Source organism: Variovorax sp. Soil_C_12, from assembly GCF_057657375.1.
The window spans coordinates 748314-762442 of the sequence record NZ_JBDGIO010000002.1; the positions used below are offsets into that span (position 1 = coordinate 748314).

The window sequence follows — 14129 nt, forward strand, 5'->3', positions numbered from 1 at the left end:
GTGCCTTCGCGCGCGCTGGAACTATTCCTGCACACCCTCGTTCCAGCACGGTCGTATAAGCGATCACCGTCTCCTTACGTCGCCGGGACCCGCATGAAGCCAACGCACGCCAGGGCGCTGTTCGCCGGCACCATCTTCACCAGCGCCTTCCTGCTGTTCCTGGTGCAGCCGCTCATCGCCAAGCAGATCCTGCCGTGGTTCGGCGGCTCGGCGGCGGTGTGGTCGGTCTGCATGGTGTTCTTCCAGGTCGTGCTGCTTGCCGGCTATGCCTATTCCGACTGGAGCACGCGCCGCCTCCGCGTGCGGACGCAGGCGCGCCTGCACATCGCGCTGCTGCTCGCGAGCCTCGCCTTCCTGCCCATCGTTGCCAGTGCCCACTGGAAACCGAGCGGCACTGAAGACCCTGCGCTGTGGATCCTCGGCCTGCTCGCCGCCACCATCGGCCTGCCGTACTTCCTGCTGTCCACCACCGGGCCGCTCGTGCAGTCCTGGGTCGCGCGCACGCCATGGGGCGCGCAGGTCTACCGCTATTTCTCGCTGTCGAACCTGGCCTCGCTGGTCTCGCTGCTGTGCTATCCGCTCCTGATCGAGCCGCGCAGCGCGGTGCAGCAGCAGGCCTGGGGCTGGTCCGGAGCCTATGCCGTCTTCGTCCTGCTTTGCGCGGGCACCACGCTTTACATGGCGCGCCACTGGGCCATCGCCGCGCCGGCCAATCCGGCATTCGCGGCGGGCACGGCCGCGAAGCCGCGCAGCACCGACTACCTGCTGTGGCTCGCGCTGCCCGCGCTCGGCTCCTGGCTGCTGCTCGCCATGACCAACCACATCACGCAGAACGTGGCCGCCGTTCCTTTCCTCTGGGTGCTACCGCTGTCGGTCTACCTGTTGAGTTTCGTGCTCACTTTCGAGAGCGACCGCTGGTATCGTCGGCGCCTGTTCCTGCCGCTCGCGGCGGTCATGCTCGTGCTGTGCGCCTTCGGCTTGCAGCACCGCATCGGTGCCGAGATCAAGTCTGCACTGCCGATCTACGTCATCGGCCTGTTCGCGCTGTGCATGTTCCTGCACGGCGAGATGGCCCGCCTTCGCCCTGCATCGGCCTGGCTGACCCGCTTCTACCTGATGCTCTCGCTCGGCGGCGCAATCGGCGGTGTGAGCGTGGGGCTCGTCGCGCCGCATGTCCTGCCGGCCTACTATGAACTGGGGATCGGCCTGGTGCTGTGCGCACTGGCAGCGGCCGTGCTGTGGCGCCGCAGGCCCCTCGGCATCGTCGCATCGCTGGCCGTGGCCGGCTGCTGCGCCTGGTTTCTCTCGCGGCAGGTGCACAGCGACATGCGGGGACAGTGGCGCATGGAGCGCAACTTCTACGGCGCGCTGCTCACCAGCGAAACGCGCGTCGGCGTCAGGGGCCCGACGCGCAAGCTCTACCACGGCTCGACCAAGCACGGCGAGCAGTACCTTGCCAATGCGCTGCGTAACCGACGAGCTACTACGGGCGTAACTCAGGCATCGGCCGCGCGATCGCCGCCGCGCCTTTGGGCGCGCGTCGCGTCGGTCTGATCGGCCTCGGCGCCGGAACGCTGGCGGCCTATGGGCGGCCCGGCGATGTCTACCGCTTCTACGAAATCAACCCCGCGGTCTTCCAACTGGCCGATCGCGAGTTCAGCTTCCTGGCCGACAGCGCCGCGCGCATCGAGCGCGTGCTGGGCGATGCCCGACTCTCGCTGCACGCCGAGCCCCCGCAGCGCTTCGACGTGCTGGCCGTCGATGCCTTCTCGGGTGACTCGATTCCCGTTCACCTGATCACCACCGAGGCGCTGGATGTCTATCTACGGCATTTGCAACCCGAAGGCGTGATCGCCTTTCACGTCAGCAACCGCTACCTGGCCCTCGCGCCGGTGGTCGAGAGCATCGCGCTGGCCAAGGGCCTTCACGCCGTGCTGGTGGAAGACCAGCCCAGCAAATTGACGGGCCTGGACTCGAGCGACTGGGTGCTCGTGGCACGCGATCCGCAGGTCTTCCTGCGCGAGCCACTCCGCGGCGCGACTTCCGGGCTCGACCCAACGGCGCGACTCAGGCCGTGGACCGATGACTTCAACAATCTCTTTGAGGTGCTGAAGTAGCCGGGCGCGCGCTCAGAGGTTGTGTGGCCGATGAATTCATGGCGCAGACGCGGGGAAATGTCCAGCGCTGAAGTCAACGAGACTAGAGTCGGATCTATGTGCGTGACGCGTGAGCTGAATTGATGACCCAGAGTTACAAACACGTCCAGACGCAGATCCGACGTCTTTCGGCCGATGACGAGCCGCAGATGAATGCCCTCCTGTCCGTTTTTGGAGAGGCTTTCGACGATCCGCAGACCTATGGCGCGCATCGGCCTCGGCCCGCCTACCTGCGGCAATTGCTCGCCAGCGACTACTTCATGGCGCTGGCGGCGTTCGAGGGATCGCAGGTCGTCGGCGGCCTCGCGGCGTACGAGCTGAAGAAGTTCGAGCAGGAGCGCAGCGAGATCTACATCTACGACCTGGCGGTCGCAGCGACGCACAGGCGCAGAGGCATTGCGACGACGTTGATCCGCGAGCTTCAACGGATCGGCTCGGAACGAGGGGCCTATGTGCTCTTCGTTCAGGCGGATCTTCCGGATGAGCCGGCGATCGCGCTGTACTCAAAGCTGGGGGTGCGCGAAGACGTGCTGCATTTCGACATCCCGGTGTGTTCGGGGGCGACAGCGTCGGTCGACGGCCGCGAACGGAACGGGCGGCGGCCATGAAACTACGCTCCGTCCTGCAGTGCCTTGATCGCCGCGATGGCTTCGTGTCTTGCCTCGCTGAGGGCTTGATCCTCCGACCGCGCGCCGGATTCTGCGTTCGAGACCGGCTCCCGGTCATCGATCCGGTACGACCAACTCCACCGATCGCCGTTCTGCAAGACGTTGATCGTGACCTGGTGCCCGTGATGTTCAAAGCTCTTTTCCGCCATGTCACGCCTCCAGCAATGGGCCGTTCAGTATGTCGCGAAGTTGCTGCCGGCGCATGATGCGGCATGCCCCTGAAACCGCACGTCCTGGCCATCGCGTTCGCTCTGGCTGTTCCTGCCATTGCCCAGCCGACAGCCCAAGCGGACAACCCCGATTGCAAGGCTGAGGAGGCCGCTATCGAGCGGAACATCGAGCTTGCCCGCTCCAAGGGGCAGATGTTGCGCCGCCAGCAGCTTGCCGAGGCCCTGGCTGCACTGCAAGCTCGTTGCAGGACTCCGGATCCGGCGCAGACCCGTGCAGCGCGCATCGAGGCGCTGGAGCAGGTCATCCGGGACCTGCGGCAGGAACTCAACCGCGCGGAAGAGCAGCTACGCAACCTGAAGAACTAGTTGGCCACCCTTCGGAGGCGAACGTGCGACACCGTACAGACGCACACCCCGCCCGCCATTGCGGTCGTCAACCGTAAAGTTGGTGAGGCCACGTTGCCCGGCATAGCGGGGAACTACTGGTCAATGTTGGCCACGCACAGAAGCCTTTAGGAGGATTCAACTCGCCAGGAGGGCACAAATGTCGGTTGCCTTCCCGGTAGTCCCCAGGAGGGTAAAGTTCATGGCGGAGTCAGTCCTGTATACGACCCGACCCACATACAGCGTGGTCGTCGGACCGGCCGGTACGTCAGTGGGAAACAATATGAGGACAAGATGCCCTGTCGTGACCACAATAAAGTCATTGACGTCTTGAGTTGTCGTCTGTGTCACCGACCCGTTAGATTTCAAACTGAAAGTGGCTCCGGTTTGAACGTTGGTGAACGTCACCTGCCCACCTGTGCCAGCGGAGAGGGTTCGCACAGGCTTGTTATTCGTGTCCTTGAAAGTCCTATCGACCCGATGGCCACCGGTACTGTCGATACGCAGGTCGAAGCCATTGCACGCCACTCCGGCTGGCAAGATGAGGGTCTCAGCCTTGGCTGCTGGGCTTGCTGACGATAGGATGACGGCAAGACCGAACACGGTGGCGCTAAGGAGCCGTGGAGCAAGTGAAACTTTCATGGCAGTCCTTTCAATCTTGGATTGATTCGCGAACCTCCCGCATCGAAAGCAATCTCCTCTTGTTGCTTTGGCTCGATTGTGGAACGTTGTCAGTCTTGAATACTGAACTTTCTTAGTATTCTTTGTAACGTCGAGTGCAGCGAGGTACCTTTCGAGGAGCGATCACCATGCACATTCAGAATCCTGTCGTCCAACGCACCGCCTCCATGGAGCATCGCGTCGACGCCATCCAGTCGGCGCTCGAGCGGCCTGCGCAAGCGCCTCCTTGCGCACCGGCATCGCGGTCTTCACTACGTGATCCTGAGCGCCCCGGGGGCACCCCATCTAGACGGCGGTGAAACCGCCGTCGACAGTGTGCGCGAGCCCGGTCACGAACGATGCATCGCTCGAACACAGCCACAGCACCACCGCGGCCACCTCGACTGGCTCGCCGATACGCCCGATCGGATGCATTGCCGCCATGCGGCCTGGCATGTCCGGATCCTTGTTCGCCCAACGCTCGGACATCAGGGTACGAATCACGCCTGGGCATACCGCATTGACGCGGATGTTCTGTCTGGCGAACTCAGCCGCCGTGGATCGTGTGAGCCCCACGACGGCGTGCTTGGAACCGGCGTAGGTCGCCAGCCGCGGGGCGCCTTTCAGGCCGGCGACCGACGCGGTATTGACAATGGCGCCCCCGCCTTGCGCCTCCATCTGTTTCAATTCGTGCTTCAGGCACAGCCACATGCCTTTGACATTCACTCCCATGATGCGGTCGAACACCGCTTCATCGCATTCCGTGATGCGCGAGGTCTCGATCTCGATGCCGGCGTTGTTGAAGGCGCAGTCAAGTCGCCCATAGGCGGCCACCGTGGCCGCGACCATCGCCCCCACTTCGGTTTCGCGGGTGACGTCGACCTTCAGGAACATCGCCTCGCCGCCTCGGGCGTGCACCAAGGCGGCCGTTTCATCACCCGCGGGCACGTCGACGTCGGTCAGCATCAGGCGTGCGCCCGCCTCCGCGAAGGCCAGCGCCGTGGCTCGGCCGATACCGCCCCCGGCGCCAGTGATGAGAACACTCTTGCCATTGAAATCGTGGGTCATGGATGTCTCGCTTCCCTGACGATCATGGATGATTATTGTGGGGCGTGCGGCATTCAGTCGGGTAAATTGCGGTGGGTTCGCAGTTCTCCGATGGAGCAGCGCATGAGCAAGGTCCGGAAATGGCTCGACACGCACAGGTTGACCGAAGTCGCGGAGGTGCTGGAGCGCGAGCACATAGACTGGGAAGCGCTCCTGGTCTTGTCGCCGGCTGACCTGAAAGATCTCGGCCTTCCGATCGGATTGCGCGCGAAGTTGTCCGCTGCCTTGCGGTCGCTTCGAGGCACGGATACCGCCTCCGATCTCTCGGCGGCGTCGCCACCGGAAGCCGCCGACGAGACCCTGGGAGCGGCAGACGAAGGCGAACGCCGCCAACTGACCGCGCTGTTCTGCGACATGGTCGGCTTCACCGAGCTCGCCAATCGCGTGGATCCGGAAGTGCTGCAGCGAATCGTCCGCGCCTACGAGGATGCCTGCGCCGTGTGCATTGCGCGCTACGAAGGCTACGTGTTCCAGCTGCTGGGTGACGGCGTCGTGGCTTTCTTCGGCTACCCGCTGGCGCACGAAGGCGAGGCCGAACGGGCCATCCATGCCGGATTGGAGATCATCGACACCTTGTCCAGGCTGGAGATTCCCGAGGCTGGCCGCCTCGCGGTGCGAATCGGCATTGCGACCGGCGTGGTCGTGGTGTCCTCGGCGGGAAAAGGCGCGGTCGGGGAGGCCATGAATCTGGCCGCCCGGCTGCAAGGCATGGCCCGGCCCGGCAACGTCCTCGTGAGCGAGCAGGTGCATCGCCTGGCCGGGGGCAGCTTCGACTACGAGGATCTCGGCGAGCGGACGTTGAAGGGCATCGCCCAGCCTGTCCATGTCTATGGCATCGTGGGTGTCAGCGAGGCGGCGAGCCGCTTCGAGGCTGCCACCCAGGAAGGGCTGACCCCGCTGATCGGCCGCGAGCAGGAGATCGGCCTCCTGCTGGAGCGTTGGTCGCTCGCACAGGACGGCGAGGGCCAGGTTGTCGTGCTGTCCGGCGAACCGGGCATCGGCAAGAGCCGCATCCTGAACGCCTTTCGAGAGCGCGTTGAAAGTCAGGGTGCGAAGGCGCTGAATTTTCAGTGCTCTCCCTACTACGTCAACAGCGCGTTCTGGCCCAGCACCCACAACTTCGAGCGGGGGTTGAAGTTCGCACCCGACGAGTCGCCCGAGTCCAAGCTCGACAAGCTCGAGGCATTGATCGTGGGGGTTTACGGGCGACCGCTGGCCGACGTCGGCTTCATCGCCTCCATGATGTCCATCCCTTGCGGCGAACGCTACGGCACGGACTCCATGACGTCGCAAAAGCGCAAACAGGAAACGCTGCGCACGCTGGTCGATCTCACGGAAGCCGCTGCGCGCACGCATCCGAGCGTCATGCTGTTCGAGGACGTGCATTGGGCCGATCCAACCTCGCTGGAGGTGGTCGACCTGTTGATCGACCGGGTCCGCACCATCCCGCTGCTGATCGTGCTCACCCACCGCCCGGAGTTCAGGCCGCGCTGGTCCGAGCAGGGCCATGTCAGCGCATTGAATCTGTCCAAGCTCACCCGGGCGCAGGGCGCGGCGATGGTGTCGATGCTGGCGGGCAGCAAGGCACTGCCCGCAGCGCTGCTCGAGCAGATCCTCGCCAAGACCGACGGCGTCCCCTTGTTCGTGGAAGAACTGACCAAGGCCATTCTGGAATCCGGCGAACTGACGGAGCAGGCCGATCACTACGAATACCGAGCCGCCGCGCGTGACATCACCATTCCGGCCACGCTGCGGGATTCGCTGATGGCGCGGCTGGATCGCTTCAATCCCGTCAAGTTCATCGCGCAGATCGGCGCGGCGATCGGACGCGTGTTCAGCTACGAGTTGATCGCTGCGGTGGTGCCGATGGCGCGGGAACAGCTCGACGAGTCCCTCGCGCGGCTGACCGAGTCGGGACTGGCGTCTCGCAGAGGCACACCGCCGGAGGCGAGCTACACCTTCAAGCACGCACTGGTCCAGGATGTGGCTTACGACTCGCTGCTCAAGAGCCGCAGGCAGGAACTGCACGCCAAGATCGCCCGGGCGATCGAGGAACGCTTCGCCAACATCAAGATCGCCGAGCCCGAAGTGCTGGCCCACCACCTGACTGCGGCGGGCCTCGCGGCGGCGGCCATTCCGCTGTGGCAGAGCGCGGGCGAACTGGCGTTGAAGCGCATGGCGCTGATCGAGGCCATCTCTCACCTCAACCAGGGGCTGAAACTGATCGCCACGCTGCCGCGCTCGGTCGAGCACGACCGGCGCGAACTCGCGCTGAGGCGAGCCCTCGGCGTTTCCTGGATGGCCGCCAAGGGATGGCCCGCTCCCGAAGCGAGGGAGAGCCTGCTGCCTGCGCTGAAACTGGTGGAATCCGCCGCATCAGGGCGGGACGTCCTGCCGGTCTACTGGGGCCTTTTTGCCAACACCTTGAGCCAGGGACGCGTCGCGGAATCCGTGCAGTGGGCCCAGCAGTTGCTTGCCATGGGCCAGGAAAGCGGTGACACCGACATTCTGGTCACCGCACATCTGATGATGAGCGTCTCCACGTTCTGGCTGGGCGATCTGCTGACCTGTCGCACGCACACCGAGGCGCTGACGAGCGTCTACGACCCCGTCGAGCACCGCCATATCGCAGACGAGATCAACCACGATCCCTTGACCGGCGCGGGCATCTACCGGGCGCAGGTGAGCTGGATGCTCGGATTTCCGGACCGGGCCGTCGCGGAGTGCGATGCCAAGGACGAACACGCGCGGACACGTGGTCACGTGTTCGATCGGGGATTTGCGTTGGCCGCCGGCGCGGACGTGTTCGAGTATCGCGGCGAACCAGAGGCGCAACGCGCGCGCATCCAGGAATGCGAGCGCCTGGGCCGCGAGAACAGCCTGACCGTGCTTTGGCAGGTGGTGGCCCCGCTGCGTTATGGAGCATCGCTGATACGCGCCGGGAAGGCCGCCGAGGGCGTGGCTCTGCTGCAATCCGGCCTCACGATGCGCGAAGCGGGCGGCGGATACGGTGGAAGCAACCCCTACCTGAAGACACTGCTCGCCGAGGGCATGGCCATGACAGGCGATGTGTCGGCCGCATTGCGCATTGTCGAATGCCAGATCGAACAAGTCGAACGACCGGGCTGGGGTGAGCGCTCTCACTACGCCGAGATCCGGCGGCTGGAGGGCTGGCTGCACGAGCTGCGCGGTGACGCCGAAGCAGCTGAAGCGAGCTACCGCCTCTCGCTGGATTGGGCCCGGGCTCAACAGGCTCGCTCGTGGGAGCTGCGCACCGCGACCAGCCTCGCGAAAATGCTTCAACAAGAGGGCAGAGCGTCCGAGGGGCGCGCGCTGCTGATTCCGGTGTATGAGTGGTTTACCGAAGGGCTCGGCACCCGGGACCTGGTCCGCGCGCGAGAGGTCATCGACGCACTTGGATGAACTGCACGATGGCAAGGCGTGGGGCGTCGAGTCGGAAGGAAGGACCTATCGTTTCTCGTTCGAGCCGATCCACCGAAGTGCACTGATGCTCGGCAGGAACGTGTAGGCACCGCCACGCGTGCGAACGAAACGCGGCAAGCCACGCAGCCGGACCGAACCCTCGCTGGTCACCACGTCGAACCAGCTCGCGTCTTCCTGGTTGGCACCCAGCAAAGGATCGTTGGAGCCCGTGATGCGAGGATCCTGCAGTCCGAGATTGATCCAGTCATAGTAGATGGCCTCGAACTGGGCCGACAGGTCCGCGCAGATGAAGTTGCCCAGCAGGCCGCGCTCGACCCCGTCGTCCGCATCGTGATGGGTCGGGCCCAACGGCGGGCCATAGGGGATGCCGCGGCGCACCAGCCGACGCGTGTGGTTGGCGACCCGTTGCACGATCTTGGCGCTACGTGGGTTCGTACGCCGGGTGTGGGCACCGAGAGGGCAATTCAATCCGGCGTTGTCGTCGGCGTAGTCGAAGTCGGTGTCGGAAACGCGTGGACGGGGGGTTGGATCGCGCGGCGAAAGCGCCAGCGGTGTCCCGTTGCGCCATCGGCCCAGCAGTTTGGCAGCCACGACTTCGCGCATGGCCGCCAGACGGTTCGGCACACGGCCGCCACCTTGTTCGTCCCCGATGGCCAGGAGACTGTCCGCCAGCGGACTGTCGAGCAACTGTCCGGCGGCGTGGTCCAGGAAATTTTCGAAGGCAAACACGTCCTGCTCGAGAACTCGAAATGCATTGAACGCGCCATTGATGCCCAGCACAGGCGGATCCGGCAGGTTCCACTTCAGTTGCTCGAGCGCGGTCTTGTAGCCCAGCAGCACGGTCCCGAGAGGGGCGCTTGGTTGACCGTCAAACTTCCCAGGCGGGCTGACCTGGGCAAATCGCGGTTGCGAGATGTTGTCACGGTAGCCGAAGTGCACCTCGTCGCCGTTGAAGGCGGCGCCCTCGTTGCGGCCGCAGATCCTGAACGCGTGGCCAGCAAGGCCCGACATCATTTCCGTTTCGAAGCGATCGAGAAGCGCGGGGGTGTCCGCGTGCAGTGTCACGATCAAATGAACCGCAGCGCTGTCTTGAAACCACGGCTTCCAGTGCGCGGGCGCGGAGTCGCCCCAATCGCCGATCTTCGAGGCGCGGGCAGCCATGCCTTCCCGATACGCTTCGGGGAACGAACGCGTGGCGGAATCCGGAACACCCAATGCCTGCATCCCCGTGAAAGTGATCCCCAGGTTGAAGCACACGTCCGGGGGTCGCTCTCCCCAATGCGCAGCGTTCGTGATCGTAGGTGCCATCGAGCGATCCGGCCCGACCGTCGCGCCGACCCATGCGCGTGCCTGGCGCGCATTGATCACCTGCGCAATCAGATGACGCACCCTCGACTTGCGGTAGCCGCGCAGAATATTGCCTTGCACGTCGGCCAGGTCGACCGACTCGCCGTCGGCAACGCTGCTCGTCGGCGCGGCCATCACCAACCCACCCCCAACCTTTGCCGCACCTGGGCAACCGAGTAGCCCGGGTAGGCACGGTAGGCGCCGAGCTGGACATTCGGGTTCTTGTCCAGCTGAAGAACCAGATAGCGCGACAGATCTTGCAGGTTGTCCAGGTTCGGTGCCACCACATCGATCATCGTTCCCGGATCATCGGGCAACTGAAAGGCGTCGCGCTGGTGGACCCATTCGATGAAAGCGTCCACATGCTGCCAGCAGGGCAGGGGCGGCGGATCCTCGATCAGCCCGACGACGCCGTCGAAGGCGTTCCCCAGCGTCATGATGAAGTCCCGGATGTACGCGTGGAAGTCGCCATCGTAGAACGAGAACATGAGCAGGTTGTTGTCCACGATGGTGAAGCGAGCCATGTGTACCGTGCCGACGTTGTCCAGCCCGCTGTAGATTTCGTCGAGGCTTGAGCCGATGACCAGTGCGGCCTGGGCGCGGCCGATGGCCGTCTTGTCTTTCAACGGCATGACGAGGTTCATCGTGCGCATCAGGCTGTCGGTCGGCTGCGGGCTGTCGCGCGGGCCGCCGGGTGCGACCGCGGTTTCCTGAAGCCAGGCCCAGATGCGAATCAGGAGCCTCTCGAACAGTTGCTTCAGCCAGTTGGTGACCGTGTTCATCGAGCGCTCCCGTTGCCCGCTTGCATGGGGCAACCGGTCCCGCGGCGCTCCTTGCATCCGAGCTGGTAGATCTCGCCGCGAGCCCGGAGAATCTCGTCGCCGGAGGCCTCGATCCCTGCCGGCAGTCGCATGGGATTGAAGCTCAGCCGCTCCACATCCACGTGCCGTTCTTCTGCGGCCTGGTCGATGAAGAGCGTCCCCATGTTGATGGTCTGACGCGTCACGGGCCACGACCTGGACGGATCGTCCACCTCGTCACCCGGGTCGCCGATCGCCATCTTCAGCGTGAACTGGGCGGTCGACTGCGCCAGGCGAATCCGCATCTCCGTGGTCAGAAAATCCGTGGCCTTGGCAGCGATCTCGTCAGATGGGACCGGGAAGACACCGTCGACCGGCTGCCATGAAAAGCGCACGGGCCGTCGCTCGCCGCCCGGGCCGACGGCCACGAAGGTATGCACGGCATGGTACGCAGTGCGCGCCCAGCTCACCGGCACCTGCGAAAGGCCCGCCTCGATGGTGAAGGCCCGGACGAACCGGTGCGAACCGGCGTAGTGCGCGAGACCGGGACCGCCGCTGATCGTCACCCCGGCGGGCAGAGGCGGTGGAGGGCTTCGCAGCATCAACGGGTCAAGAATGTGCCGGCGGAACCACGATTCCTGCTCCACGGGTTTCGGAACGAAAGCGCTTGCCACGCCCAGAAAATCCTCCCTGGTCTTGGCCCCGAACACACCCAAGGTCATCGACAGCAGGTCGTGATCGGTGGCGTCGGCGTAGTGAAACTTGACGGCAAGCCCTCGGGTATCGGGCCGCTCATCGTGGCGCGTGGGATCGGAGGAGCCGTTCGAAAAGCGGGCTGTGACCGGGACGGAGCTGCCTTGGAAGTGCTCGGCGATGCAGAATTCCCTGGCCACCTCGGACGCCACGAAGTGCCCCATGACACCCAAGCCATGGGTGTGCGCCCAGCGAGTTTCTGCAACATGTCCGGGGGCATCTTTCTTGAACGCGTCCAACATTTGCGCTGCCGTGACTTCATGATGCATGGCGGGAGCCTCCAACGACAGAATCTGCGAGCCTACTTCGGCATTGGCGGCGCCACAAGTGACATTCGACCTGCCGAGAAGAAGCTGCCAGGCAAGGTGCCAGTCCAGGTGTTCCCTGGGATGCGGCCATGAGCGGCCGCTCGACGGCGGCCTCGAATTCGCCTACGCTAAGCCTCAAGGGCCTGTCCCCGTCGCACTCCGCCGCCTGGCAGATCCCGTCATTTCTCTTTGAAGGGCACGCGCAATGAATCTCCAACTCACAAGCAGGCTGGCGCTGGTTACCGGCAGCACAGCAGGTATCGGATTCGCCATTGCGCATGCCCTGGCAGCGGAGGGTGCACGCGTTATCGTCAATGGGCGTTCGCAGAACTCGGTGGACGTCGCGGTCGCTCAGATCAAGGCGGCGGAAGGCGGCGAAGTCATTGGCTTCGCGGGCGACCTGAGCATGGCCTCTGCGGCGCAAGCCTTGGTGACGAAGTACCCTGACATCGAGATTCTGGTCAACAACCTCGGCATCTTCGAACCCAAGCCGTTCGAAGAAATTCCGGATGAGGACTGGACGCGCTTTTTCGATGTGAATGTCCTGAGCGGCGTCCGCCTGGCGCGTTTGGTATTGCCCGCGATGAGGCGTGCCAACTGGGGACGCATCATCTTCATCTCAAGCGAGAGCGCGGTCCAGATTCCTTCGGAGATGATTCACTACGGCATGACGAAGACGGCACAGTTGGCCGTCTCCCGCGGATTGGCCGAGGCCGTCGCCGGCTCTGGAATCACCGTCAACAGCATCCTGCCGGGTCCGACCAGGTCGCGGGGCGTGGGCGAATTCGTCGAGGCGCTCGCCAAGGCCGATGGCAAGTCCTTCGATGCCTATGAGAGGGAGTTTTTCGAAAAGGTGCGACCGACGTCTCTGATCAAGAGGTTCGAAACTCCGGCGGAGATTGCCTCCATGGTTGCTTACATTGCCAGCCCGCTTTCATCGGGGACGACAGGGGCGGCGCTTCGCGTCGACGGCGGCTGTACGAAAAGCGCGTTCTAGGCAACGGCTCTCGGGCACAACCGGCCCTTCCCCCGAACCTTTTGATGGCCGTCGAAAACACCGCTACCGTTGACGCCGTCGGCACCGACAAAGAGACCGGCGAGGTTCGGCTGAGCATCTTCGACCACCTGCCCTGGAACACGGAACACCTTGGTCACCTGCAGGACAAAATTAACGTATACCTCGGCTTCATCGAGTCCGGTGAAATCTATGTCGCGTACCCAAACGCCAAGGGCCGGCAGTTGGTTATCGATGTGTATACAAAATTTCGGCCGACTGCGGACGCGGCGCGCTTCCTGAAGCAGGCCGAAGCTGTCACCGCAAACTACGGCGCGTCCTTGCGTCAAGCTCCGTCCACGGGCGGCTACGCCGATGATCCAGCGTAGCGGTTCACAGGCTACAGTCCGCCAGGACCAGACCTTCAAAATGGACGCCCAACAAGCGAGAATCCGGCCCCGAACGGACAGACTTAGAGGAATTGTCAGCACGTGCCCAAGATTCTGATGCTGGCTTGCGTTGCCCTTGCCAGTGCGTTTCTGGCGAAGGCCGGCCTTGCCCCTTCTACGAGGTTGGTTTTCCGCGATTCACGACGCCGCTGCTCGCAAGTGGAATGGCGCTGCTCGTGGTGCTGTTCATGGCCAGAAGACGCTGGACCTGGCACTGCGTCATGTGGACGGCGGTCGTTTTTTCCTCTCATGAGCATCGCCTTTCCACCCTCTCCCGAAGCTTTCGGCGCCTTAACCACGGCGGCTCGTTCCGTGGCCTTCGTGGAGGGCGCAGCGTGTCTGGTGATTCTTGGGTTTCTTGCCCGGTCGGAGACCCGGCGATGGTTCTTTGGGAGCCCGTCTGTTCAAGCCGTACAAGCCGTAAACGAATAGGAGCGCGTTCAAGGTGTCCTTAATATGAGCCCACCTTCTGCCTTGGACCCCGGCGCACTTGCCGCGACTGACTACAGTCGGCCAGAAGCCGGCATTGCCCGGGGGCCTTCAGAACGCGAATGAGCTATGTACCTATGAAGAGTTTTGCCCTGTTCGACCGCGTATCGGTTTCGCCGCTTGGCGGATGGAAAACTGCCTGTCGCGGAGTTGTCGTGAGCGAGCCTGAGCCTGTGGATACGGTGAGGGGGCCGGAGTACTTCTACTGGGTGGAGTTTGACGAGGCTCAACAAACCATCGACGGGGAGGACACGTATCGCAAAGCGCAGATTCTGAGCTGCTATCTTGAGAGCGAACGACAGTAAGGGTCTCAGTTCGGCCAACGGACTAAACCGCTCGCACCGCTCGCGGTAGCCCGCCGCTGAGCCCGCGGCGGATGGCAAACGTTGCGCCCCTGTCT

The 14129-nt window shown here is 63.9% G+C and carries 13 protein-coding genes; 8 read left to right on the forward strand and 5 right to left on the reverse strand.

The window, feature by feature from the left end; genetic code table 11:
- Window positions 1-93 precede the first annotated feature (93 nt).
- The 3 genes from AC3A6X_RS08595 (at window position 94) to AC3A6X_RS08605 (ending at window position 2764) form a co-directional block, all read left to right on the forward strand.
- On the forward strand, window positions 94-1554 hold the full coding sequence (locus AC3A6X_RS08595; RefSeq protein WP_487841776.1) for a hypothetical protein: 1461 nt from the start codon (window positions 94-96) through the stop codon (window positions 1552-1554).
- A complete protein-coding gene (locus AC3A6X_RS08600; RefSeq protein ID WP_487841777.1) occupies window positions 1530-2117 on the forward strand; it encodes a spermidine synthase in 588 nt (195 codons plus the stop codon). The genes AC3A6X_RS08595 and AC3A6X_RS08600 overlap by 25 nt, the downstream gene beginning before the upstream one ends.
- Before the next feature lie 122 nt (window positions 2118-2239).
- Complete coding sequence (locus AC3A6X_RS08605; RefSeq protein ID WP_487841778.1) at window positions 2240-2764, forward strand: AAC(3)-I family aminoglycoside N-acetyltransferase; 525 nt, start codon at window positions 2240-2242, stop codon at window positions 2762-2764.
- A gap of 2 nt (window positions 2765-2766) precedes the next feature.
- On the opposite strand, the gene AC3A6X_RS08610 is transcribed toward AC3A6X_RS08605, so the two are convergent.
- A complete protein-coding gene (locus AC3A6X_RS08610; protein WP_487841779.1) occupies window positions 2767-2973 on the reverse strand; it encodes a hypothetical protein in 207 nt (68 codons plus the stop codon).
- A gap of 63 nt (window positions 2974-3036) precedes the next feature.
- Between AC3A6X_RS08610 and AC3A6X_RS08615 the strand changes: the two genes are divergently transcribed.
- Window positions 3037-3360, forward strand: a complete 324-nt coding sequence (locus tag AC3A6X_RS08615) for a DUF1090 family protein (protein WP_487841780.1) — start codon at window positions 3037-3039, stop codon at window positions 3358-3360.
- A gap of 984 nt (window positions 3361-4344) precedes the next feature.
- On the opposite strand, the gene AC3A6X_RS08620 is transcribed toward AC3A6X_RS08615, so the two are convergent.
- Complete coding sequence (locus AC3A6X_RS08620) at window positions 4345-5106, reverse strand: SDR family oxidoreductase (RefSeq protein WP_487841781.1); 762 nt, start codon at window positions 5104-5106, stop codon at window positions 4345-4347.
- A gap of 102 nt (window positions 5107-5208) precedes the next feature.
- Between AC3A6X_RS08620 and AC3A6X_RS08625 the strand changes: the two genes are divergently transcribed.
- A complete protein-coding gene (locus AC3A6X_RS08625) occupies window positions 5209-8568 on the forward strand; it encodes an AAA family ATPase (protein WP_487841782.1) in 3360 nt (1119 codons plus the stop codon).
- Between the two features lie 45 nt (window positions 8569-8613).
- Here the strand turns inward: AC3A6X_RS08625 and AC3A6X_RS08630 are convergent, their stop codons facing one another.
- The 3 genes from AC3A6X_RS08630 to AC3A6X_RS08640 are packed head-to-tail and all read right to left on the reverse strand — an operon-like array spanning window position 8614 to window position 11758.
- Window positions 8614-10071 carry a Dyp-type peroxidase gene (locus AC3A6X_RS08630; protein ID WP_487841783.1) on the reverse strand — a complete coding sequence of 486 codons (1458 nt, stop codon included), beginning with the start codon at window positions 10069-10071 and terminating at the stop codon, window positions 8614-8616.
- Window positions 10071-10718, reverse strand: a complete 648-nt coding sequence (locus tag AC3A6X_RS08635; protein ID WP_487841784.1) for a hypothetical protein — start codon at window positions 10716-10718, stop codon at window positions 10071-10073. Before AC3A6X_RS08635 ends, AC3A6X_RS08630 begins: the two co-directional genes overlap by 1 nt.
- Window positions 10715-11758, reverse strand: coding sequence for a catalase (locus AC3A6X_RS08640; protein WP_487841785.1), 1044 nt, complete (start codon window positions 11756-11758; stop codon window positions 10715-10717). The genes AC3A6X_RS08635 and AC3A6X_RS08640 overlap by 4 nt, the downstream gene beginning before the upstream one ends.
- 244 nt (window positions 11759-12002) lie before the next feature.
- Here AC3A6X_RS08640 and AC3A6X_RS08645 point away from each other — a divergent pair, with 244 nt between their 5' ends.
- The 3 genes from AC3A6X_RS08645 (at window position 12003) to AC3A6X_RS08655 (ending at window position 14034) form a co-directional block, all read left to right on the forward strand.
- A complete protein-coding gene (locus AC3A6X_RS08645; protein ID WP_487841786.1) occupies window positions 12003-12794 on the forward strand; it encodes an SDR family NAD(P)-dependent oxidoreductase in 792 nt (263 codons plus the stop codon).
- A 44-nt stretch (window positions 12795-12838) separates the two neighbouring features.
- Window positions 12839-13180 carry a DUF6572 domain-containing protein gene (locus AC3A6X_RS08650; protein WP_487841787.1) on the forward strand — a complete coding sequence of 114 codons (342 nt, stop codon included), beginning with the start codon at window positions 12839-12841 and terminating at the stop codon, window positions 13178-13180.
- A 626-nt stretch (window positions 13181-13806) separates the two neighbouring features.
- The gene (locus tag AC3A6X_RS08655) at window positions 13807-14034 is read left to right on the forward strand and encodes a hypothetical protein (RefSeq protein WP_487841788.1); all 228 of its coding nucleotides are present in this window, start codon (window positions 13807-13809) and stop codon (window positions 14032-14034) included.
- The last annotated feature ends 95 nt before the right edge of the window (window positions 14035-14129 follow it).

Coding starts and splice junctions, on each gene's coding strand:
- AC3A6X_RS08595 (WP_487841776.1), top strand. CDS start 94: ATGAAGCCAACGCACGCCAGGGCGCTGTTCGCCGGCACCATCTTCACC.
- AC3A6X_RS08605 (WP_487841778.1), top strand. CDS start 2,240: ATGACCCAGAGTTACAAACACGTCCAGACGCAGATCCGACGTCTTTCG.
- AC3A6X_RS08610 (WP_487841779.1), bottom strand. CDS start 2,973: ATGGCGGAAAAGAGCTTTGAACATCACGGGCACCAGGTCACGATCAAC.
- AC3A6X_RS08615 (WP_487841780.1), top strand. CDS start 3,037: ATGCCCCTGAAACCGCACGTCCTGGCCATCGCGTTCGCTCTGGCTGTT.
- AC3A6X_RS08620 (WP_487841781.1), bottom strand. CDS start 5,106: ATGACCCACGATTTCAATGGCAAGAGTGTTCTCATCACTGGCGCCGGG.
- AC3A6X_RS08625 (WP_487841782.1), top strand. CDS start 5,209: ATGAGCAAGGTCCGGAAATGGCTCGACACGCACAGGTTGACCGAAGTC.
- AC3A6X_RS08630 (WP_487841783.1), bottom strand. CDS start 10,071: ATGGCCGCGCCGACGAGCAGCGTTGCCGACGGCGAGTCGGTCGACCTG.
- AC3A6X_RS08635 (WP_487841784.1), bottom strand. CDS start 10,718: ATGAACACGGTCACCAACTGGCTGAAGCAACTGTTCGAGAGGCTCCTG.
- AC3A6X_RS08640 (WP_487841785.1), bottom strand. CDS start 11,758: ATGCATCATGAAGTCACGGCAGCGCAAATGTTGGACGCGTTCAAGAAA.
- AC3A6X_RS08645 (WP_487841786.1), top strand. CDS start 12,003: ATGAATCTCCAACTCACAAGCAGGCTGGCGCTGGTTACCGGCAGCACA.
- AC3A6X_RS08650 (WP_487841787.1), top strand. CDS start 12,839: ATGGCCGTCGAAAACACCGCTACCGTTGACGCCGTCGGCACCGACAAA.
- AC3A6X_RS08655 (WP_487841788.1), top strand. CDS start 13,807: ATGAAGAGTTTTGCCCTGTTCGACCGCGTATCGGTTTCGCCGCTTGGC.